The organism is Aeromonas sp. QDB68 (genome assembly GCF_027707405.1).
Classification (GTDB): Bacteria; Pseudomonadota; Gammaproteobacteria; order Enterobacterales; family Aeromonadaceae; genus Aeromonas; species Aeromonas caviae.
In genome coordinates this window covers 64,220-85,427 of sequence record NZ_JAPCIQ010000001.1, presented here as the reverse complement: position 1 = coordinate 85,427, position 21,208 = coordinate 64,220, and the positions used below count along the sequence as shown (strand labels likewise).

The 21,208-nt window shown below is 62.1% G+C and carries 19 protein-coding genes; 9 read left to right on the top strand and 10 right to left on the bottom strand.

Annotated features, from left to right (window positions below; translation table 11 throughout):
- Positions 1-135: 135 nt before the first annotated feature.
- Complete coding sequence (locus tag PG892_RS00375; protein WP_210558411.1) at positions 136-1,491, top strand: NCS2 family permease; 1,356 nt, start codon at positions 136-138, stop codon at positions 1,489-1,491.
- Positions 1,492-1,555: 64 nt separating this feature from the next.
- On the opposite strand, the gene djlA is transcribed toward PG892_RS00375, so the two are convergent.
- The 3 genes from djlA to PG892_RS00360 are packed head-to-tail and all read right to left on the bottom strand — an operon-like array spanning position 1,556 to position 4,084.
- Positions 1,556-2,371: a co-chaperone DjlA gene (djlA, locus tag PG892_RS00370; protein ID WP_043758302.1), complete on the bottom strand. Its 816-nt coding sequence runs from the start codon at positions 2,369-2,371 to the stop codon at positions 1,556-1,558.
- 19 nt (positions 2,372-2,390) lie between these two features.
- Entirely contained in the window at positions 2,391-3,059 is a 669-nt protein-coding gene (gene murU, locus PG892_RS00365; protein ID WP_210558413.1) for an N-acetylmuramate alpha-1-phosphate uridylyltransferase MurU, read from the bottom strand.
- Positions 3,056-4,084: an aminoglycoside phosphotransferase family protein gene (locus PG892_RS00360; protein ID WP_210558416.1), complete on the bottom strand. Its 1,029-nt coding sequence runs from the start codon at positions 4,082-4,084 to the stop codon at positions 3,056-3,058. The genes murU and PG892_RS00360 overlap by 4 nt, the downstream gene beginning before the upstream one ends.
- A gap of 174 nt (positions 4,085-4,258) precedes the next feature.
- Here PG892_RS00360 and lptD point away from each other — a divergent pair, with 174 nt between their 5' ends.
- From lptD to PG892_RS00330, 6 genes are read left to right on the top strand one after another with little or no spacing between them, the layout of a single operon-like run.
- Positions 4,259-6,691 (top strand): LPS assembly protein LptD, encoded by a 2,433-nt coding sequence (gene lptD / locus PG892_RS00355; RefSeq protein ID WP_210558418.1) that lies wholly within the window; start codon positions 4,259-4,261, stop codon positions 6,689-6,691.
- 30 nt (positions 6,692-6,721) lie between these two features.
- Complete coding sequence (gene surA / locus PG892_RS00350; RefSeq protein WP_210558420.1) at positions 6,722-8,014, top strand: peptidylprolyl isomerase SurA; 1,293 nt, start codon at positions 6,722-6,724, stop codon at positions 8,012-8,014.
- Positions 8,014-9,009: a 4-hydroxythreonine-4-phosphate dehydrogenase PdxA gene (gene pdxA / locus PG892_RS00345; protein WP_223915110.1), complete on the top strand. Its 996-nt coding sequence runs from the start codon at positions 8,014-8,016 to the stop codon at positions 9,007-9,009. The genes surA and pdxA overlap by 1 nt, the downstream gene beginning before the upstream one ends.
- Positions 8,999-9,811, top strand: coding sequence for a 16S rRNA (adenine(1518)-N(6)/adenine(1519)-N(6))-dimethyltransferase RsmA (gene rsmA, locus PG892_RS00340; protein WP_210558424.1), 813 nt, complete (start codon positions 8,999-9,001; stop codon positions 9,809-9,811). Before pdxA ends, rsmA begins: the two co-directional genes overlap by 11 nt.
- Positions 9,812-9,815: 4 nt before the next feature.
- The gene (gene apaG / locus PG892_RS00335; protein WP_210558426.1) at positions 9,816-10,178 is read left to right on the top strand and encodes a Co2+/Mg2+ efflux protein ApaG; all 363 of its coding nucleotides are present in this window, start codon (positions 9,816-9,818) and stop codon (positions 10,176-10,178) included.
- Positions 10,179-10,184: 6 nt separating this feature from the next.
- On the top strand, positions 10,185-11,006 hold the full coding sequence (locus PG892_RS00330) for a symmetrical bis(5'-nucleosyl)-tetraphosphatase (protein WP_119197359.1): 822 nt from the start codon (positions 10,185-10,187) through the stop codon (positions 11,004-11,006).
- A 126-nt stretch (positions 11,007-11,132) separates the two neighbouring features.
- On the opposite strand, the gene PG892_RS00325 is transcribed toward PG892_RS00330, so the two are convergent.
- Both PG892_RS00325 and PG892_RS00320 read right to left on the bottom strand, forming a co-directional pair.
- Entirely contained in the window at positions 11,133-11,618 is a 486-nt protein-coding gene (locus PG892_RS00325; protein WP_041211140.1) for a 2TM domain-containing protein, read from the bottom strand.
- Positions 11,619-11,802: 184 nt separating this feature from the next.
- Positions 11,803-12,792 (bottom strand): luciferase-like monooxygenase, encoded by a 990-nt coding sequence (locus tag PG892_RS00320; protein ID WP_010673203.1) that lies wholly within the window; start codon positions 12,790-12,792, stop codon positions 11,803-11,805.
- 216 nt (positions 12,793-13,008) lie between these two features.
- On the opposite strand from PG892_RS00320, the gene PG892_RS00315 reads away from it, so the two are divergent.
- Entirely contained in the window at positions 13,009-15,894 is a 2,886-nt protein-coding gene (locus PG892_RS00315) for an HD domain-containing phosphohydrolase (protein ID WP_270825073.1), read from the top strand.
- Positions 15,895-15,964: 70 nt separating this feature from the next.
- On the opposite strand, the gene PG892_RS00310 is transcribed toward PG892_RS00315, so the two are convergent.
- The 4 genes from PG892_RS00310 to rplU form a co-directional block, all read right to left on the bottom strand.
- Positions 15,965-17,335: a YjiH family protein gene (locus PG892_RS00310; protein ID WP_119197357.1), complete on the bottom strand. Its 1,371-nt coding sequence runs from the start codon at positions 17,333-17,335 to the stop codon at positions 15,965-15,967.
- 367 nt (positions 17,336-17,702) lie between these two features.
- Positions 17,703-18,905, bottom strand: coding sequence for an Obg family GTPase CgtA (cgtA, locus tag PG892_RS00305; protein WP_010673200.1), 1,203 nt, complete (start codon positions 18,903-18,905; stop codon positions 17,703-17,705).
- A 189-nt stretch (positions 18,906-19,094) separates the two neighbouring features.
- On the bottom strand, positions 19,095-19,352 hold the full coding sequence (gene rpmA / locus PG892_RS00300) for a 50S ribosomal protein L27 (protein WP_010673199.1): 258 nt from the start codon (positions 19,350-19,352) through the stop codon (positions 19,095-19,097).
- A 17-nt stretch (positions 19,353-19,369) separates the two neighbouring features.
- Positions 19,370-19,681, bottom strand: coding sequence for a 50S ribosomal protein L21 (rplU, locus tag PG892_RS00295; RefSeq protein ID WP_005304210.1), 312 nt, complete (start codon positions 19,679-19,681; stop codon positions 19,370-19,372).
- A 242-nt stretch (positions 19,682-19,923) separates the two neighbouring features.
- Between rplU and ispB the strand changes: the two genes are divergently transcribed.
- Positions 19,924-20,895, top strand: coding sequence for an octaprenyl diphosphate synthase (ispB, locus tag PG892_RS00290; protein WP_119197356.1), 972 nt, complete (start codon positions 19,924-19,926; stop codon positions 20,893-20,895).
- An 88-nt stretch (positions 20,896-20,983) separates the two neighbouring features.
- Here the strand turns inward: ispB and PG892_RS00285 are convergent, their stop codons facing one another.
- Positions 20,984-21,172, bottom strand: a complete 189-nt coding sequence (locus PG892_RS00285) for a DUF2065 domain-containing protein (protein WP_119197355.1) — start codon at positions 21,170-21,172, stop codon at positions 20,984-20,986.
- Positions 21,173-21,208: the final 36 nt, after the last annotated feature.

Here is a 21,208-nt window from a genome sequence, read left to right as displayed (position 1 = left end):
TGTGTAAAAATGTGCGCGCTGTCACGGTATCAGGACGAGTCTGGTCATTTCACCGCCAGAAACAGGGCCCTTCACCCCGCATGGATGGGTGCGGCCCCCCTGCTGCTTATTTCACGTTACCCATTGGAATCCAACATGAATCAACCACATCACGCTACCGGGCAGACCGCCAGCCCGGCTGCCGGGCATGGACTGCTCGAGCGCCTGTTTGCCCTGCGCGGTCATGGCACCACGGCCCGCACCGAGGTGATCGCCGGTATCACCACCTTCCTGACCATGGTCTACATCGTGTTCGTCAACCCGCAGATCCTCTCTGCTGCGGGCATGGACACCCAGGCCGTGTTCGTCACCACCTGCCTCATCGCCGGCATCGGCAGCATCCTGATGGGTCTCCTGGCCAACCTGCCCATCGCCCTGGCGCCCGCCATGGGCCTCAACGCCTTCTTCGCCTTCGTGGTGGTGGCCGGCATGGGCTACTCCTGGCAGGTCGGCATGGGCACCATCTTCTGGGGCGCCCTGGGCCTGCTGATCCTCACCTTGCTGCGGGTGCGCTACTGGCTCATCGCCAACATCCCGCTCACCCTGCGAGTCGGCATCACCGCCGGCATCGGCCTGCTCATCGCCCTGCTCGGCCTGCACAACGCCGGCATCGTTGTCGCGAGCCCCGCGACCATGGTGACCGTGGGCAATCTCACCTCCCTGCCCTGCCTGCTGGGGCTGCTGGGCTTCTTCCTGATCTGCATCTTCTCCGCCCGTGGCGTGCACTCCGCCGTGCTCATCTCCATGGTGGTCACCACAGGGCTGGGCTTCCTGTTCGGGGATGTCACCTTCAAGGGCTTCGTCTCCATGCCGCCGAGCATTGCACCGGTCTTCGGCCAGCTGGATCTGATGGGGTCGCTCGACATCAGCCTCGCGGGGATCATCTTCTCCTTTATGCTGGTCAACCTGTTCGACTCTTCCGGCACCCTGATCGGCGTCACCAACCGCGCCAAGCTGGCCGATGACAGGGGTCACTTCCCGCGCATGAAGCAGGCCCTGGTGGTGGATAGCGTGAGCTCCGTCGGCGGCGCTTTTATGGGCACCTCCTCCGTGACGGCGTATATCGAGAGCAGCTCCGGGGTCGCTGTGGGCGGTCGCACCGGCCTGACCGCCATCGTGGTCGGCGTGCTGTTCCTGCTGGCCATCCTCTTCTCCCCGGTCGCCGCCATGGTGCCGGCCTACGCCGCCGCGGGCGCCCTTATCTACGTGGGCGTGCTGATGTGCTCCGAGCTGACCCGGGTGAAGTGGGAAGACCTGACCGAGGCGGTGCCGGCCTTCATGACCGCCGTCATGATGCCGTTCAGCTTCTCCATCACCGAGGGGATCGCCGTGGGCTTCATCTCCTACTGCGTGATGAAGGCGGGCACCGGCCGCTGGCGCGAGATCAACCCCTGCGTGCTGGTGGTGGCCCTGCTGTTCGTGCTCAAGTTTGTCTGGGTCGACAGCCACTAACCCTCGCTTGCCCCCACAAAAAAGCCCGTCATCGACGGGCTTTTTTCATGTCTGGCATCGCCGCTCAGCGGATACCGCGAGCCTCGCGGATCCACTCCCAGGCCTGCTGGATCTCCTGGGCCTTCTCCTTGGCCATCTCCATCATCTCCGGCGGCAACCCCTTGGCGGCCAGCTTGTCCGGGTGATGCTTGCTCATCTCCTTGCGATAGGCGCGCTTGATCTCCTGATCGCTGTCGCTCTCGCTCACCCCGAGCAGCTGATAGGCATCCTTGAGGCGGTCCCGGGAGGGGGGCTCCTGCCGGTATTGCTGCCCCTGCCCACCGCCCTGCTGCTGGCGGTGGAAGAAGTTCATCTGGGCCTCGGCCATCGCCAGGATCCGCGCCAGCTCGATACGGCTGAACCCCAGCTCGTCGGCGATGGTCTGCAGGATGGCGCGCTCGTTGGCCTCCACCTTGCCATCGGCAAAGGCGGCCTGCAGCTGGACCTCGAGGAAGAAGCGCAGAATGTCTCGCTGCCCCTGGCTGGCCTGGCGAAACTCCGCCAGGGTTTCGCGCAGCGGGAAGTCGCTCTCCTTGCCCTGACGGAACGACTCCTGGGCGCGCACGCGCTGCTCACCGGAGAGGCGCATCCTGTCCATCAGGTTGGACGCCACCCGGATCTCGTGTTCGGTGACCTGGCCGCTCGCCTTGGCGATGTGGCCCATGACGGCGAAGGTGGCGTGGAAAAAGACCGCCTGTTGCTGCTGGCTGGGGGCACGGCGGAAGGACATGCCCATGCCCCGATCGAAGCGGTGACCTATCCACAGGCCCAGCAGGGCCCCGAAGATGTTGCCGAGCAGAAAACCGAAGAAGGCGCCAAGCACCTTACCCCAAATACGCATGGTTCAAGACCTCGTGATGTTAATGAGTGCCGGCGAGCAGCTGCTCGTCCAGCGCGCGCAGCCGCTCCACGGTGCCGATGTCCCGCCATTCGCCGGCGAGCAGGCTGCCGCCGACTCTGCCCTGCGCCATCCAGTCCCGCAGCAGGGGCGCCAGCTTGCGGGCGCCCGAGGGCAGGTAGGCAAAGGCGGCGGGGTGGTAGAGACCAATGCCGCTGAAGGTCAGGGCCGGGGCATCCTGCACCCGGCCGGCTTGCAGGGAAAAGTCCCCATCGGGATGCTGGGGGGGATTGGGCACCAGCCAGAGGTGGGCCAGATCGCTCCCCAGGGGCTGACTTACCAGGGTGGCATAGTCGGCATCGATCCAGGTGTCGCCGTTGATCACCAGGAAGGGGTCGCTGCCGAGCAGGGGCAGCGCCTGCACGATGCCGCCAGCGGTCTCCAGCGCGCTCTCCTCTGCCGACCAGCGGATAGACACCCCGAACGCGCTGCCATCGCCGAGAGCCGCCACCAGCTTGTGGCCAAGCCAGGCATGGTTGATGACCAGCTCGCTTATGCCGGCGCGTTTGAGCTTCTCGATATGGTGCACGATGAGGGGTTTGCCTCCCGCCGCCAGCAGCGGCTTGGGCAGACTGTCGGTAAGCGGGCGCATCCGCTCGCCGCGGCCGGCGGCCAGGATCATCGCCTTCATGATGCAGCTCCGTCGGCACGGGCCTCGGCCACCCGGGTCAGACCCGGCAGCACCACCTGCTCCAGCCAGGCACCGAAGCGGACCAGCACGGGATAGCTCTCGCCATGGGTGCGACAGACATCGACCACATAGTCGAGGGTGCGTGGAATGTCTTTGAGGTAGCCGGACTTGCCGTCCCGATGCCAGAGGCGGGTGAAGATCCCCGCCGCCTTGAGGTGGCGCTGCATGCCGGTGAGGTCTGCTGCGCGACGAAACGCGGCATAGTCGAGCCCGCCGAGCAGCTCCGCCTGACGAAGGGTCTCGAAGCCCTGGCGCATGCCCTGCTCGATCACCTCGTCGGGCCAGCGCACGTAACAGTCTTTCAGGAGGGAGACCAGGTCATAACTCAGAGGGCCGATGACCATGTCCTGGAAGTCGATGATGGCGAGCTCGCTCTCGCCCGGGGTCTGCCCACCGCACACCATGAGGTTGCGGCTATGGAAGTCCCGGTGCATCACCCCCTGGGGCTGGGCCAGGTTGTTCGCGGTGAGGCAGGCGAAGGTCTCCGCCAGCAGTTGCTCTTCCTCGGCGCTCAGGGTCAGCTGCAGGTGCTGCCCCAGCAGCCACTCGGGGAAGATGGCGTTTTCCCGGGCCATGAAGGCGGCATCAAAAGGCTCAAGCTCCAGTTCAACAGCGCCGAGACGGGGCAACAGGGCGATGGCCTTGCCATACCAGGCCAGCACGTTGCTCTCGTCCAGGCAGCCGATGAGCTGGGTATCCCCGAGGTCCGTCACCGCCAGCAGTCCGAGATCGTAGTCCACCCCCCTGACCTCGGGCGCCTTCAACCCCACTTCATGCAATGCGACCGCATTGCGAACGAACTCATGATTTTTTTCGGTTTTAGGATTAGCATCCACCCACACCAGACCACCACCGCGGAAGTAACGGCGGAAACTGGCGTCACCGGATATGAGGGTCAACGGAAGGTTGGCATCACCGGAAATCCGGCGTGCCCATTGCAAAAGCAGGGAAGCGCGATCGTGCATGAGTCGGGAACCAAATTGGAAAGCAGCACTTGGCTGTTAGCCCTGGCCGCAATAATGCTTTATCATTGCCGGCTAACATAAAGCAATGACATGCAATGTCAACTCGATGGATCCTGACATAAAATGCATGCCCTGAACTAACCGTTTTTACTACGGATTGCGCGAGCCTTTCACATGACAAAATGGACACTGGGATACTCCTGTCCCATCGCCCTGACCATCAGCCTTGTTCCTGCCGTGAGTCCGCTCATGGTTCAGGCTGCGCCACTCAACGCACCGCCCGCCACCGGGATCCTCGACAGCCTCTGCTATGACTATGTGCCCAAGATAGAGAAACCCACCGCAGGCCAAGATGCCAATGCCCTGCCCGTCGAGGTGGATGCCGATCGCCTGGAGGCCAAGCAGGGCGGCACCGCCGTCTACGAGGGCGATGTCAAGGTTCGTCAGGGGGTGCGCAAGTTCGACTCCGACTACGCCCAGCTCGATCAGAAGAGCCGGGACGTCATCGCCATCGGCAACATCTACTACAACGATGGCCAGATCACGGTCACCAGCGACAAGACCCTCAAGTCCAACCTGGACACCAAGAACTCCGAGCTGGAAGAGGGCAAGTATCAGGTTCACGGCTCACCGGTGCGCGGCTTCGCCGAGAAGGTGACCATGACCAACAACAACCAGAACATCACCCTGGAGGGGGCCCAGTACACCACCTGCCCGCCGGGTCAGGAGGTCTGGACCCTGAAGGCCGGCAGCATCGACATCGACCAGTCCGAGGTGTTCGGAGAAGCCTGGAACGCCAGCCTCTGGCTCTATGACTACCCTGTCTTCTATTTCCCCTACATCAACTTCCCCATCAAGGACGAGCGCAAGACGGGCCTGCTCTACCCGGGTTATACCCAGAGCTCCAAGAACGGCATGGACATCACCCAGCCCTTCTACTGGAACATAGCGCCCAACTACGATGCCACCATCACCTCCCGCTTCATGGACAGACGGGGCCTGATGGAGCAGGTCGAGTTCCGCTACATGCCCGATCCGGCCCACGTGGGGAGCCTCTACTTCGAGAACCTGGCGAACGACAAGCAGTACGACGAGACGGACAGCCTCAACGACCACCTCTCCGACGGCCACCGCTACCTGCTGAGCGCCCGCCATACTTCCATGTTCCAGGACAATGCCTTGCGCGTCTCGGTGGACTACACCAAGGTGCGGGATCAGGACTACAACTACTTCAACGACTTCTCCCCCAAGGTGGGGACCCAGGTCGACAACCAGCTGCAACAGTCCCTCAAGGCCGGCTACTACCAGCAGAACTGGAACCTCGATGCCGAGGTGCGCACCTACCAGATCCTGCTGGCCAGCGCCCAGCAGCCCCACGAGCTGATGCCGCGCATCAACCACAACTACTACCAGCAGGGGAGCTGGTACGATCTGGCCTGGAACACCGAACTGACCAACTTCGGCTACAACAACGATCAGGCCATCGCGCAGAACCAGGGGGAGGCCTACACCGGGACCCGCTTCCACACGGCGCCCACCCTGACCATCCCGCTCATCGACGAAGCCGGTTACTTCCTCGACAGCCAGTACAAGCTGATGTACACCCGTTACGATCAGACGGTACCGGACAACATGAGCAGCACCTTCACCAACCGCTTCACCCCGGTAGGCGGGGGGGATGTCACGCTGGAAGAAGGCACCATCACCCGGGTGCTGCCCTCTTTCCGTCTCAAGGGGGGTATGACCTTCGAGCGTGATCAGCAGTGGTTTGGCGAGGGCGCCAACCAGACCCTGGAGCCGGAGTTCCAGTACCTCTACATCCCCTACAAGGATCAGGACAACATCGGGGTCTACGACTCCACCACCATGCGCCAGGACTACTACAGCCTGTTCAGCGATCGCCGCTACGCCGGTCTGGACCGGATCAGCGACTCCAATCGTCTCTCCCTGGGGGTCACGACCCGCATTTATGATCCGGCCGGGGATGAACGAATCCGGCTGGCCGTTGCCCAAGCCTTCGACTTCGTGGCCCCCAGGGTCAAGCTCTACAGCAGCGACGAGCTGAGCACCAATACCCGCTCGCCCCTGTCGTTCGAGGGGGACGCCAAGATCAACGAGCAGTGGTACGCCCATGCCGGGGCACAGTATGACGTGGAACAGCGCCAGATAAGCTCTGCCAACAGCGCCCTGGAGTACCGCCACGAGAAGCTGATCAGCCAGCTGAACCACCGCTTCGTGCGCGATGCCAACTACGACCTCGACAACAAGGGACAGGTCACGGATCTCAACCAGATCGGCCTGCTGCTGACCACGCCCCTGAACGACCAGTGGCACCTCTACGGGGGTTACTATCAGGAGCTCAACCAGAACGTCAAAGTGGACCGCAAGGTGGGCCTGAAGTACGACTCCTGCTGCTGGAGCATCAACTTCAACCTGGAGTGGGTCAACACACCGGATAACGTGAATCTGGAACCGACTTCGGAGCGCAGTTTCGGCATTCAATTTGAAATGAAAGGATTGGGTAGCGTGGGTACCGGCGCCAAGGGCACCTCCCTGGACACCGAAGCACTGCCTTACATTCGTCCGTTTAACCTGCGAGACCAATAACCGGTCTGGCAAACGCCTTGAGAGATGGATATGAAGAAGACGTTGATTTCCCTGCTGACCGCAGGCCTGTTCGGTGTCATGAGCCAGGGCGCCTTCGCCGCCCCCGAGCTGATGGACAAGGTGCTGGCCGTGGTCAACAAGGACGTGGTGCTGGCCAGTCAGCAGGAAGCCCTGGTACAGAAGGTGAAGACATCCGCCCAGGAGAGTGGCCAGTCCCTGCCCGATGACGTCACCCTGCGCAAGCAGGCGCTGGACCGCCTGATCCAGGAGAGCCTGCAGCTGCAACTGGCGGAGCGCCAGGGGCTCAAGATCAGTGACACCCAGCTGGAGCAGGCCATCCAGAGCATCGCCGCCGACAACAAGATGACCCTGGAGCAGCTGCGTGCCCAGCTGGATCGGGAAGGGCTGACCTATGCCCAGTACCGGGAAGAGGTGCGTCGCGAGATCCTGATGAACGAAGTCCGCCGCAGCCAGGTGCGTCGCCGCATCAACATCTCCGATCAGGAGGTCAAGCAGGTGGTCGAGGCGCTGAGCAAGCAGGGCCAGCAGCAGACCGAGTTCCATATCGGCCACATCCAGGTTGCCCTGCCGGATAACCCGAATGCCGAACAGCTCAACGCCGCCAAGGCCAAGATCGAACGCATCCTCGCCGCCCTGAAAGAGGGGGCGGATTTCCGCAAGCTGGCCATCGCCGAGAGTAACGGTCCCAAGGCCCTGGAAGGGGGTGACTGGGGCTGGATGAGCCCGCAGGAGATGCCCACCCTGATGGCCGAAGCGGTACAGGGCGCCAAGAAAGGCGACATCGTCGGCCCGCTGCGCTCCGGTGCCGGTCTGCACATCGTCAAGATCTTCGACACCAAGGGTCAGCAGCAGGTGATGCAGACCGAGGTGAAGGCCCGTCACATCCTGATCAAGCCCTCCATCATCCTGAGCGAGGAGAAGGCCAAGAGCACCCTGGACGGCATCCTGCACGACATCAAGAGCGGCAAGGCGAGCTTCGCCAGCATGGCGGAGAAGTACTCCGAGGATCCGGGTTCTGCGGTACAGGGCGGCGAGCTGGGCTGGTCTGATCCCAATGTCTACGTGCCGGAGTTCCGCGACATGGTGGGCCGCCTGCAACCTGGCCAGATCAGCGAACCCTTCCGCACCACCCACGGCTGGCACATCGTCCAGCTGGAGGATCGCCGCAGCCAGGACGCCACCGGCAAGGCCCAGGAGCAGCGAGCCTACCAGCTCATCTTCAACCGCCGCTTCGCCGAAGAGTCCCAGTCCTGGCTGGATGAGCTGCGCGACGAAGCCTACATCCAGATCGAACCGAACTGATGAGCTGTCATCGTCTTGCCATCACCCCGGGTGAGCCGGCGGGCATAGGCCCGGATCTGGTGCTGCACATCGCCCAGCGGGACTGGCCCCATCAACTGGTGGTGATCGCCGATCCCGCTCTGTTGCAAGAGCGGGCAGCCCTGCTGGGGCTGTCTGTCGAGCTGGAACCCTACGACGCCACGGCCCCTGCCCGTCCCCAGCGGGCGGGTACCCTGAGCATCTGCGCCGTGCCCCTTGGCGCCCCTGCTGTGCCGGGCATGCTCGACGAAGGCAACGGCGCCTATGTGCTGGCCACCCTGCAGCGCGCCTGCGACGGCAACCTGAGCGGCGAGTTTGCCGCCGTGGTGACCGGACCGGTGCACAAGGGGATCATCAACCAGGCGGGCGTGTCGTTCAGCGGCCACACCGAGTTCTTCGCCCAGCAGTCCGACACCGCCGACGTGGTGATGCTGCTGGCCACCGAAGGGCTGCGGGTGGCGCTTGCAACCACCCACATCCCGCTGGCCTATGTGGCCAAGGCCATCACAGAGGAGCGCCTTGGCAAGGTGATCCGCATCCTGGATGCGGATCTCAAGCGCAAGTTCGGCATCGAACAGCCCCGGATTTACGTCTGCGGCCTCAACCCCCACGCCGGGGAAGGGGGCCACCTCGGTCGTGAAGAGATCGAGGTGATCGAACCCGCTCTGGCCGCTCTGCGCCAGGAGGGGATCGATCTCGTCGGCCCCCTGCCGGCCGATACCCTGTTCCAGGACAAATACCTCAAGGATGCGGATGCGGTACTCGCCATGTACCACGACCAGGGGCTGCCCGTGCTCAAGTACAAGGGCTTTGGCAACTCGGTCAACATCACCCTCGGACTTCCATTCATCCGTACTTCGGTGGATCACGGCACTGCGCTGGATCTGGCAGGCAAGGGCCTGGCCGATCCCGGCAGCCTGATCACCGCGATCAACCACGCCATCCAGATGGTAGAGAAAAAAAGATATGAGCAGTAAGGTGCACATGGGCCACACGGCCCGTAAGCGTTTCGGTCAGAACTTCTTGCACGACCGTTATGTGATCGACCAGATAGTGGCCGCCATCAACCCCCAGCCAGGTCAGAACCTGGTGGAGATCGGGCCGGGTCTGGCGGCGCTGACCGAACCGGTCGCCGCCCAGATGGACAAGATGACCGTGGTCGAGCTGGACCGGGATCTCGCCGCACGCCTGCGCGAGCACCCCACTCTTAAAGACAAGCTGACCGTCATCGAGGCCGATGCCATGCGCTTCGACTTCAGCACCCTGATGGGGGAAGGCAAGGGGCCGCTTCGTATCTTCGGCAACCTGCCCTACAACATCTCCACCCCGCTCATCTTCCACCTGTGCGAGTTCGCCGATCGGGTCGAAGACATGCACTTCATGCTGCAAAAAGAGGTGGTACTGCGTCTGGCCGCCGGTCCGGGCAGCAAGGCCTATGGCCGCCTGAGCGTGATGACCCAGTACTACTGCCAGGTGATCCCGGTGCTGGAAGTGGGCCCTGGCGCCTTCAAGCCGGCACCCAAGGTGGACTCCGCCGTGGTACGCCTAGTGCCGCACAAGAACCCGACCATAGTCGCGAAGGATATCCGCTGCCTGAACCGGGTCTGCACCGAGGGCTTCGGCCAGCGTCGCAAGACCATCCGCAACAGCTTCGCCAACTTCATCACAGACGCCCAGCTGACCGAGCTTGGCATCGATGGCAACCTGCGCCCGGAGAACCTCTCCCTCGAGCAGTTCGTCACGATCGCCAACTGGCTGGCCGATCAGCAGCAGGCCTGATCCCATGACGAAAGCCCGGATCCTGGTCCGCCCCCACCCCAGCTATGTGTCAGGGACGGCAGACCCTTACCATTTTCTCTATCGCATCGAGATAGAGAACCTGGGTCCGGGCACGGTGCAGCTGCTGCATCGACGCTGGCTCATCACGGACGCCAATGGCAAGATGCAGGAAGTGGAAGGGCCCGGGGTCGTCGGTGAACAACCCCTGATCGCCCCAGGCGAGACCTTTACCTACCAGAGCGGCGTGCCGCTCGCCACGCCGCTCGGCGTGATGGAAGGCAGTTACATCCTGCAAGATGAATCTGGCCAGCAATTCGAGGCGCCCATCGCCCCCTTCACACTGGCCATTCCAAACATTATCAACTGAGGTTTCATGGCGAACTGTTTCGTCGGCGATATCCAGGGCTGCTACGACGACTTGCGCCGTCTGCTGGATCTTGCCGAGTTCGACTTCGATAACGACACGCTCTGGCTGTGCGGCGATCTCGTCGCCCGGGGGCCGGACTCCCTCAACACCCTACGTTTCGTCAAATCACTGGGGCAGCAGGCCGTCACCGTGCTCGGCAACCACGACCTGCACCTGCTGGCGGTGGCCCACGGAGTCGCCCCGCTCAAGAAGAAAGACAAGCTGCAGGCGCTGATGGAGGCGCCGGATCGGGACGAGCTGCTGGAGTGGCTGCGTCACCGTCCCCTGCTGGCAGAACACCCCGACCTGCCCATCATGATGGTGCATGCGGGCCTCTCCCCCGCCTGGGACGCCCACACCGCCCGCAGTTGTGCCCGGGAGGTGGAGAGCCTGCTGCGCGGGGATCAGTACAGCTGGCTGCTGCACAACATGTATGGCGATCAGCCCGACAGCTGGAACGACAACCTGCTGGGCATAGAGCGTTACCGCTACATCATCAACAGCTTCACCCGGATGCGCTTTTGCTACTTCGACGGGCGCCTCGACTTCAAATGCAAGAAGGGCCCCACCGAATCGACCCCGGGCCTGCGCCCCTGGTTCGAGCAGCGCGAGCACCATATAGATGACCCCATCCTGGTCTTCGGCCACTGGGCGGCCCTGATGGGCGACACCGGCAAATCCGATATCAAGGGACTCGACACCGGGTGCGTCTGGGGCAACAGCCTCACCCTGTGGCGCTACGAGGACGACGCCCTGATCGCCACCCCCTGCCCGGCCTATGCCAAGTAGATCGGCTCTCTGCGGAACAAGGGAATGATCCGCCGTTGAGAGGAGAGCAATGCCCTCTCCTGCGAAATGGAGCTGAAAACAGAACGGACCCGGCAATGCCGGGCCCGTTTTTTCATGATGAGCGGATCAGAGCCTGCGCCCCAGCCGTTTCTCGACCTGGCGCCGCTCCCATTCCGGGCCAAACAGCTTGAAGGGCTGGAACAGGTTGATGGCGTGAGAAGCCAGCCCCAACCCCCATCCCAGCATGGGCCACCAGGCCCAGATATAGTCCGGGTTGCTCAGGTAGTTGATGACAAACAGCCCCCCTATCACCAGCACATAGCTCATGAGGTGGCCGTAGAAGCCCCTGAGCCCCTCCACGAACTTCATCGCCTCCCGCTCATCCCGCGCCACCTGCACGCGTCCCCGATCTTCGCCCTCATTCCCTTTCATCTCGCTCTCCTGCAGTTGGGTCACATCGAGCTCGAAGACGGCGGCCAGGGCCTTGAGGGATTCCAGTCCGGGTTGTTGTCCCTGCTCTATTCGCTGAATGGTGCGAACGCTCAGGCCAGTGAGGGTCGCCAGCTGTTCCTGGGACCATCCCCGTTGCAATCTCAACTTCCTGACGATCATCTTACGCTCCTTGTGGTGATTGACAGGGCCAGCATAGGGAAAGGGGATGAGAGGCGACACGACAGATGGCCGACACTCACCTGACTTCCTTTAAAAATCAAAATCTTACTACCACGCAATCGTGGCTTTTGCGCCCCGAGCAGCCAGGCTTGGCGTGCCGCTGGCGGCCAGACGTCACGGGGGGTTACAACCCCTGCATCAGCTCGGCACCAATCTCGAAGGAGCGCAGGCGCGCCTGATGATCGACGATGGGGCCGTTGAACATCAGCTCGTCCGCTCCGGTCTCTGCCAGCAGAGCCTTGAGGCCGTGGCGTACCCGATCCGGCTCCCCTACCAGGGAGCGAGCCAGAGTCTGCTCCATCGCCATCAATTCGCGGGGAGACCACTCATCCCCCAGCGTCTGCACCGGCAGTGGCAGCTTGCCGGCATCCCCCCGGTAGAGACGCAGGAACTGCTGCTGCAGGGTGGTGAACAGGAAGCGGGCCTCACGATCGGTGTCGGCGGCGATCAGATTGACGCACACCACCGCATGGGGTTTGGGCCAGCGGGCAGAGGGACGGTATTGGGTACGGTAGATCTCCAGCGCCTGCAGCAACATGGCGGGAGCGAAGTGGGAAGCAAAGCCGAACGGCAACCCCATGGCCGCTGCCAGTTGGGCACTGTAGAGGCTGGATCCCAGCAGCCAGATGGGCACATGGAGTCCCTGACCCGGCACCGCCTGCACGGCACCGACCTCGTCGCCGAAATAACTCATCAGTTCGCGCACATCCGCCGGGAAGTCATCCACCTCGCCGCTGCGCTGGCGGCGAAGCGCCTGCATGGTGCGCTGATCGCTGCCAGGGGCGCGGCCCAGGCCGAGATCGATGCGATCCGGATAGAGGGAGCTCAGCGTGCCGAACTGCTCCGCAATGACCAGGGGGGAGTGGTTCGGCAACATGATGCCGCCAGCCCCGAGCCGCAACGTCGTGGTGCCCCCTGCCAGGTGGCCAATCAGCACCGCTGTGGCGGCGCTGGCAATGCCCGGCATGTTGTGGTGCTCCGCCAGCCAGTAGCGGTGGTAACCCCAGCGCTCCGCATGGCGAGCCAGATCCAGCGAGTGGCGAAACGACTCGGCCGGTAGACCACCTTCGGGAACGGGCACCAGATCCAGCACGGAATAGGGGACGACAGACATGGGACACTCCATTGGTTCACAGGGCGTTTATCAGGGGAGCAATGTAGCACGAGATATCTGAACGAATCATCTCACCACAGAGCAAGGGGGCAGCCCGGAGGCCGACTGTTGATTTCGGGCCGAAGAGCGCAAGATCGAGTCCTAGGCTTTTTGTCATCCAGCAAGCACACTGTTAGGTGACCAATACGGCGATCGCCAGGGGACAAGGATCCGTCCATGACAAACGCAAGTCTCAGTCGCAGACCCTTTTACGTACACATTGCCACCCTTTTCATCCTGCTCTTCTCCTTGCTGGGGGGCGCCCTCATCGTGCTGCAGTTCCAGCAGGGCATGCAGCAGGGGCTGGAGCACGAACGTCAGAGCTTCCAGCAATACCGGGAGCAGCTTGCCCTCGCCATCAAGCTGAACCAGCGACCAGCCCGCATGTCCCTGAATCTGCTGCGCAGCGGCCAGCTGTCTGCCATGACAGACCTCGAGACGCGGCTCGCCTTCCTGCCCCAGCTGGCGGAAGTACTGGCCAACAGCACCAGTTACGGCGCCATCTATGCCGGTTACGAGGACGGCGATTTCTTTCTGGTTCGCAAGCTGACCGAACGGGCGAGAGGGGCGCTGGAGGCGCCTCCGCCCGAGAGCCGCCTGCTGGTCCAGAGCCTGCATCAGGGACAGGAAGAGTTCCTCTATTTCGACCAGCGGCTGCGGCTGCTGGAGCGGCGCCCCATGCCGGACTACCGTTTCGATCCGCGAGATCGGGGCTGGTACAAGGAGGCGCGCTGGAGCACGGGCATCATAGTGACCCACCCCTACCTCTTCTTCACTACCCGGGAGCCAGGCATGACACTGGCGGTGGAGAGCGACGATCGCCGGGCGGTGATCGGGCTCGATGCGGGCGTGGAGGGACTCTCTTCCCTCATCGGCGAGTTGCCCCTGCCCGGTCACAGCCAGCTGGTGCTGTTTGACGAGGTCGGGACCCTGCTGGCCACGGATCCCGAGCGCCTTCCAAGCTTCGAGCAACTGAGCCGCCTGCCCATGCTGTCGGCCCTCAATCACCCCATTCTCACCAGGCTGCAACAGGAGATGGCTGCGCGGCCTGCCCTGCTGCATCACCCCGCCGAGCTGACCCTGGCAACGGTTCAGGGTCAGGAGTGGCTGGTCAACCTCTCCTCCCTCGGGGAAGAGTCTCCGTTTTATCTCGCCCTCCTGGTGCCCACCGAGGTGCTCACCGCCCCGGCGCGCCAGGATGCGCTGCACAATCTCGCCTGGGCCCTTGCCGGTCTGCTGCTCCTGCTGCCCGTCATCTGGCTGGCCGCCCGGCGCACTGCCGCCCCCTTGCTGGTATTGACCGGGGAGGCTGAGCGGATCCAGCACTTCGACTTTGGCGAAAGCCCGGGGCCGGATTCGGCGATCCGCGAAATTGACGACCTCGCCCGCGCCATGTCCAGCATGCGCCTGACCCTCGGCAATTTCATGAACATGGGCCGGGCGCTGGCGGCAGAGCATCGCTTCGATTCGTTGCTCAGCCGCATCCTGCACGAGACGGTGGCGGCAGCCCAGGCCGAGGGCGGCTGCCTATTCCTGGCCCAGGAGAGCGAGATGCAGGCCGTTCACGCCATCTGGCAGGGGCAGCCGCTGGCGTGCGAACAGGTACAGTGGCAGGCGGCGCTGCTCGGCGGTCTCTACCACACGGAGCGCCTCTGCCTGCCCCTCGACGAGGCACAGTGGGCCCGCTTCCTCACCGACTGGGGCCCTTTCCCCGGTGCCTGCCAACTGCTGGTCGAGCCCCTTCACAACCACCGTCAGGAGCTGATCGGCTGCCTGCTGCTGATCCTGCCAGACTGCTCGGCCCGCGAACTGGCCTCGCGCATCAGCCTCATCGAGGCACTGGCGGGCACCTCCTCCTCCGCCATCGAAAACCAGCGCCTGCTGGAGGAGCAGAAGCAACTGCTGGAAGCCTTCATCGAGCTCATCGCCGGTGCCATCGATGCCAAGAGCCCCTACACCGGCGGCCACTGCCAGCGGGTGCCGGAACTGGCCAGGATGCTGACCCAGGCTGCCTGCGCACAGCAGACGGGGCCCTTTGCCGATTTCCGGCTCAACGAAGAGGAGTGGGAGGCCATCCATATCGCGAGCTGGCTGCACGACTGCGGCAAGGTCACCACCCCGGAGTTCGTGGTGGACAAGGCGACCAAACTCGAGACCATTTACGACAGGATCCACGAGATCCGCACTCGCTTCGAGGTGCTCAAGCGGGATGCCCACATCGAGGCACTCTGCGCCCTGCTGCCCCCATCCAGGCAGCAGGCCGCCCTCGAGGCCGTGATCCCCCTCTGGCACACCCTGGATCAGGAGTTTGCCTTCGTGGCCGAGTGCAATCTGGGGGGCGAGTGGATGGCGCCGGAGAAGCTCGCCAGGCTGGATGCCATTGTCAGCCGCACCTGGTTGCGCACTCTGGACGATCGGCTCGGCATCAGTCAGGAGGAACGCAAGCGCCACCAGGAGGCCCCCTCTCCCCTCCCCTGCCGAGAGTCGCTGCTCACCGACAAGGCGGTGCATCTCGTCCCTCGCCCCGAGCACGACAATCTCGCCCGACACAACCCATGGGGCTTCAAGGTGCGGGTGCCCACCCACCTCTACAACCGGGGGGAACGCTACAACCTCGCCATCGGCCGTGGCACCCTTACCGAAGAGGAGCGCTACAAGATCAACGATCACATCATCCAGACCATACGCATGCTGGAGAAGCTCCCCTTCCCCCGCCATTTGCGCAAGGTGCCGGAGATTGCGGGGGGCCATCACGAGCGGATGGACGGCACGGGCTATCCGCGCCAGTTGCAAGGGGGGCAGATGAGCATTCCAGCCCGCATCATGGCCATTGCAGACATCTTCGAGGCGCTGACGGCGAGCGATCGCCCCTACAAGTCTGGCAAAACGGTCTCCCAGTCCCTGGCCATCATGGTGAAGATGGTGCAGGAACAGCACATAGACCCGGCCCTGTTTGCCCTCTTCATCGAGAGCGGCATCTGGCGGGACTACGCCAGACGCTTCCTCGCCCCCGAGCAGCTGGACGAGGTCGAATGCCAGGCCCTGCTGGCAGGATCACACTGACCTTCCGCTGACACTCGCCCATAAAAAAACGGTCAACCCGGGTTGACCGTTTTTCGTTCCACTTCGCCCCTTAGAACAGCAGGTGCGCCACACCGGCAATCACCGGCAGGGTGACCAGGGTGCGCAGCAGGAAGATGACGAACAGCTCCCACAACTTGACCGGGATCTTGCTGCCCAGCAACAGAGCGCCCACTTCCGACATGTAGATGAGCTGGGTGACCGACATGGCGGCGATCACGAAGCGGGTGATGTCGCTCTCGATAGTGGAGGCCAGCACCGCCGGGATGAACATGTCGGCGAAGCCCACCATGATGGTCTTGGAAGCGGCTTCCGCCTCCGGCAATTGCAGCAGCTCGAGCAAAGGCACGAAGGGCGCTCCCAGCCAGTTGAACACCGGGGTGTGCTCCGCCAGCATCAGGGCACAGGTCCCGACGGCCATCACCACCGGCAGCACGCCAAACACCATGTTCAGGGCGTTTTTCACCCCTTCACGCGCCACGGCGCCGAGATCCGTCATGCCGTCGGCCTTGGTCAGGGCACGATGGTAGCCGTAGCTCAGCACGCTGTGCTGATGGGGGATGGCCTCCTGCTTGCGGCACAGGGGAGTACCGTCGCTGTAGACATCCTTCTTCCAGGAGAGCGGCGGCAGGCGCGGTACCACGATGGCGGCCACCACACCGGCCAGGCAGACGGTCAGGTAGAAGGGGACGAACATGTGCTCCAGCTTCACCTGGGAGATCACCACCAGACAGAAGGTGATGGAGACGGCGGAGAAGGTGGTACCGATGACGGCCGCTTCCCGCTGGGTATAGAACTTGCCCTCATACTGCTTGCTGGTCAGCAGGATCCCGACGCTGCCATCACCGAGCCAGGAGGCGAAGCAGTCCACCGCAGAACGACCCGGCAGACGGAACACCGGACGCATGATGCGGGTCATCATGGTACCGACAAACTCCAGCAGACCAAAATCCAGCAGCAAGGGCAGCAGCAGGCCCGCAAAGATGAAGACGGAGAACAGTACCGGCAACAGATCATGCAGCACCAGGCCGCCGGTCGACCCTGAGCGCAGCACCTCGGGACCGGCTTCAAAGAAGGTCAACAGCACGAAGACCCCGCCCAGCACCCGCACGCACGCCCAGAAGGGGGAGACGTTGAACAGGCTGTTGAGGAAGGGGCGTTTTACTAGGATCGCCGGTTTGAACAGCCAGGCGATCAGGGTCATCAGCATGGTGGTGGTGATGATGGCGCTGACCATGGCCACCAGATGATCGGCAAACACCGTTTGAACCAGCTTCGCCAGCACGGCGACGGGAATGGTGACATTGCCGTCATAGATGACCGGGGTCATGAACAGCAGGATCCCGATCAGTGACGGGATCAAAAACATCAGCACGTTGCGGCGAGTACGGATTGCCGGTGCTTCCAGGGTCTTTTCCAACATATAAACAGCCTTAAATGTGACTTTTCCTTCAGCCGGGCCGCCTGCATACTCATGCCCTCGCCCGGAAAACGGGCGCAAGAATAACCCAAAAAACTGCACAAACAAGCCGTTAATTGATCATTTCAAGCATAAATATTTTATCAGGCGAACCATCCATAAGAACAAACCAAAACAGTCATGCATATCGATTCAATTTGAATGGTTAGCATAATGTTTCATACAGGTTACATTCAGGTGCGCAGTATAATCCGCAGCCACTGTCAGGCAATAAGAGACATGAAAAATATATCTATAGGGTGATCCCGTCGATCCTCCCATAAAAAAAACCGGAGCCTGTCTGGCTCCGGTCTTGTCACGAACATGATGCTCAATCGCGAACGTAAATGACTTCGACGCCGTCGTCGTCCTCATCGTCCCAGTCGTCATCGTCCAGACCATCATCGAAGGCCTTGGACGCCGCCAGGGCATCGGCTTCCGCCTTGGCAAGCTGGTTCTTGTGATAGTCGTCCCACTTGAACTCCACCTTCTCGATGGCGTCTCTGGCATCTTCCGCCAGCTGACGGGGCATGGTGTCCAGCAGATCCAGGATGTCGTAGCACACCTTCTTGGTACCTTCCTTGCTGATGGCGGTGATGGCGTAGACCGGACCTTCGTGGTTGAGGGCTGCCTTGACTCTGTCCATCACTTCCTGAGCCTCTTCTTCCAGGATCAGGTCCATCTTGTTGAACACCAGCCAGCGCGGCTTGCCCGCCAGCTCGGGGCTGTATTTTTCCAGCTCCCGGACGATGGTCACGGCGTTCTCGGCAGGATCTGAACCATCCACCGGGCAGATATCCACCAGATGGATCAGGACGCGGCAACGCTCCAGGTGCTTGAGGAAGCGGATCCCCAGGCCTGCCCCCTCGGCAGCCCCTTCAATGAGGCCAGGAATGTCGGCAATGACGAAGGAGCGGGAGTTTTCACCGCGTACCACACCCAGATTCGGTACCAGGGTGGTGAAGGGGTAGTCTGCCACTTTCGGACGGGCCGCAGAAACGGCGCGAATGAAGGTGGACTTGCCTGCGTTGGGCAGACCCAGCATGCCGACATCCGCCAGCAGCAGCAGCTCCAGCCTCAGGGTACGCACTTCACCCGGGGTGCCGTTGCTCTTCTGGCGCGGCGCCCGGTTGACCGAGCTCTTGAAGCGGGTGTTGCCAAGGCCGTGGAAGCCGCCCTTGGCAACCAGCAGCTTCTGATCGTGACTGGTCAAATCCCCCAGCAATTCGCCGGTGTCTTCATCGGTGGCACGGGTTCCCACCGGCACGCGCAGGATCTTGTCCTTGCCGCGACGACCGGTACAGTTGGCACTCTGACCGTTCTCGCCACGCTCGGCGGCGTGGAAGCGCTCGAAACGGTAGTCGATCAGGGTGTTCAGGTTTTCATCGGCCACCAGATACACGTCGCCACCATCACCGCCGTCACCGCCGTCCGGGCCGCCGTTCGGGATGTACTTCTCGCGGCGGAAGCTCACACAACCGTTACCACCGTCACCGGCATCGACTCGAATCTGGACTTCATCAACAAACTTCATAGGTAACCGTCACCTTAATTCGAAAAACCGATACGCAATTACAGTGATACGGGCCCCTTCGGGCGAGGCGCATCTGGCCGATGAGGGCTGTCAGCGCCGGCTCATCCGCGTGCCGTTTTTTCGTCAAACTCATCAGAAAAACAAAAGCCCCGCCAGGTTGGCGGGGCTTCGGATCCTTGCGGTCCGTAATTACTCAGCAACGATGCTGACGTACTTACGATTCTGCGGACCTTTAACTTCGAACTGCACTTTACCGTTCGCGGTAGCGAACAGAGTGTGGTCCTTGCCCAGACCAACGTTCTCACCAGCGTGGAACTTGGTGCCGCGCTGACGAACGATGATGCTGCCAGCCAGAACTGTTTCGCCGCCGAAACGCTTCACGCCCAGGCGTTTAGCTTCAGAATCGCGACCGTTGCGAGATGAACCGCCAGCTTTTTTGTGTGCCATCTATCGTACTCCTCTAATTAAGCGCTGATGCCAGTGATTTTGACTTCAGTGAACCACTGACGGTGGCCCGCTTGCTTACGGTGGTGCTTACGACGACGGAACTTGACGATAGTCACTTTCTCGCCACGGCCGTGAGCCACAACTTCAGCCACAACCTTGCCACCTTCAACGAAAGGAGCACCTACTTTGAAAGTGTCGCCTGCAGCAACCATCAGCACTTCGTTGAAGTCGATGGTAGCGCCAGTCTCAACGTTCAGCTTTTCCAGACGAACGATTTGACCTTCGGCCACACGGTGTTGTTTTCCGCCGCTTTGGAATACCGCGTACATTTGATTAACTCCGTAAAGGCGTGTCTTTTGCTCAAGGCCAGACACGCACAAAAACCTATAACAATGGGCGGGCATTCTACGCAGAACGATTTGCCGAGGCAAGGCCAATTTAGCAAAAAGTTTATTTTGTGCGCATATCTGCCCCCGTGAATAAACGCCTAACTGTAACCCATTGTGAAATCGTGTAGAATCCCCGCCATTGCTAAAAACGCAGTAAATGCTGCCGTCACGTTACGAGACTTATGGACCAACAGACTATCCGTGCGCTCTGTGCCGCCGACATGACGGCGGTCAATGAACTGATCCTGACGAGACTCCAGTCCGATGTCAGCCTGATCAACAAGCTGGGTTTCTATATTGTCAGTGCAGGCGGAAAACGGATGCGCCCCATGCTGACCGTGATGGCCGCACGCGCACTGGGCTATGAGGGTGAAGATCACCTGAAACTGGCCGCCATCATCGAGTTCATTCACACCTCCACCCTGCTGCACGACGACGTGGTCGACGAATCCGACCTGCGCCGCGGCCGGGAAACCGCCAACGCCCTGTTTGGCAACGCCGCCAGCGTTCTGGTGGGTGATTACCTCTATAGCCGCTCCTTCCAGATGATGAGCGAACTCTCCAACCTGAAGGTGATGGAGATCCTCTCCGATGCCACCAACACCATCGCCGAAGGCGAAGTGCTGCAGCTGATGAACTGCAACGATCCGGATACCACGGAAGAGAGCTACATGACGGTCATCTACTGCAAGACCGCCAAGCTGTTTGAAGCCGCGACCCGACTCGCCGCCGTGCTGACCCATCAGCCCGAGCCCGTCGAGCAGGCCATGACCGACTACGGCAAGTACCTGGGTACCGCGTTCCAGATCATCGACGACGTGATGGACTACTGCTCCCAGAGCGAGGAGATGGGCAAGAACGTGGGTGACGATCTGGCCGAAGGCAAGCCGACCCTGCCGCTGTTGCGCGCCATGGAAGTGGGTACCCCGGAAGAGCGTCAACTGGTGCGCGATGCCATCGAGCACCGCAACGGTATGGATCATCTGGAGCGTATTCTGGGCATCCTGGATCGCACCGGAGCTCTCGAATACTCCCGCCAGCGAGCTCGGGAAGAGGCTGACAAGGCCATCGCCGCCCTCGCCATCCTGCCTGACTCCCGGCACAAGCAAGCGCTGGAGACCCTGGCCCACATGGCGGTGCAGCGCAGCGCCTGATGCCAGCCGGCGGACAATAAAAAAGAGGCCCTCTGGCCTCTTTTTTATTGTCTGAATTCGCCGTGCCACTGTCGTATCAACACAGGTTCTAACAGGCCAACGCCCACAAGATGACGCCACCTGCCACCACCAGACAGCCGCCGATGCGGCGCAGCTGTTCCGGCGGCAACTCCCCGAGCAGGCGCAGCATCTGCTGCCATGCCCTGGGAGCGAGCAAGGGCCCCAATCCTTCGAAGAGCAGCAGCAACCCCAGCCCCATCAACATGGATGTCAGCATCACCTCTCCCTATCCCTGTTCCCCTGCCGGTCTGTG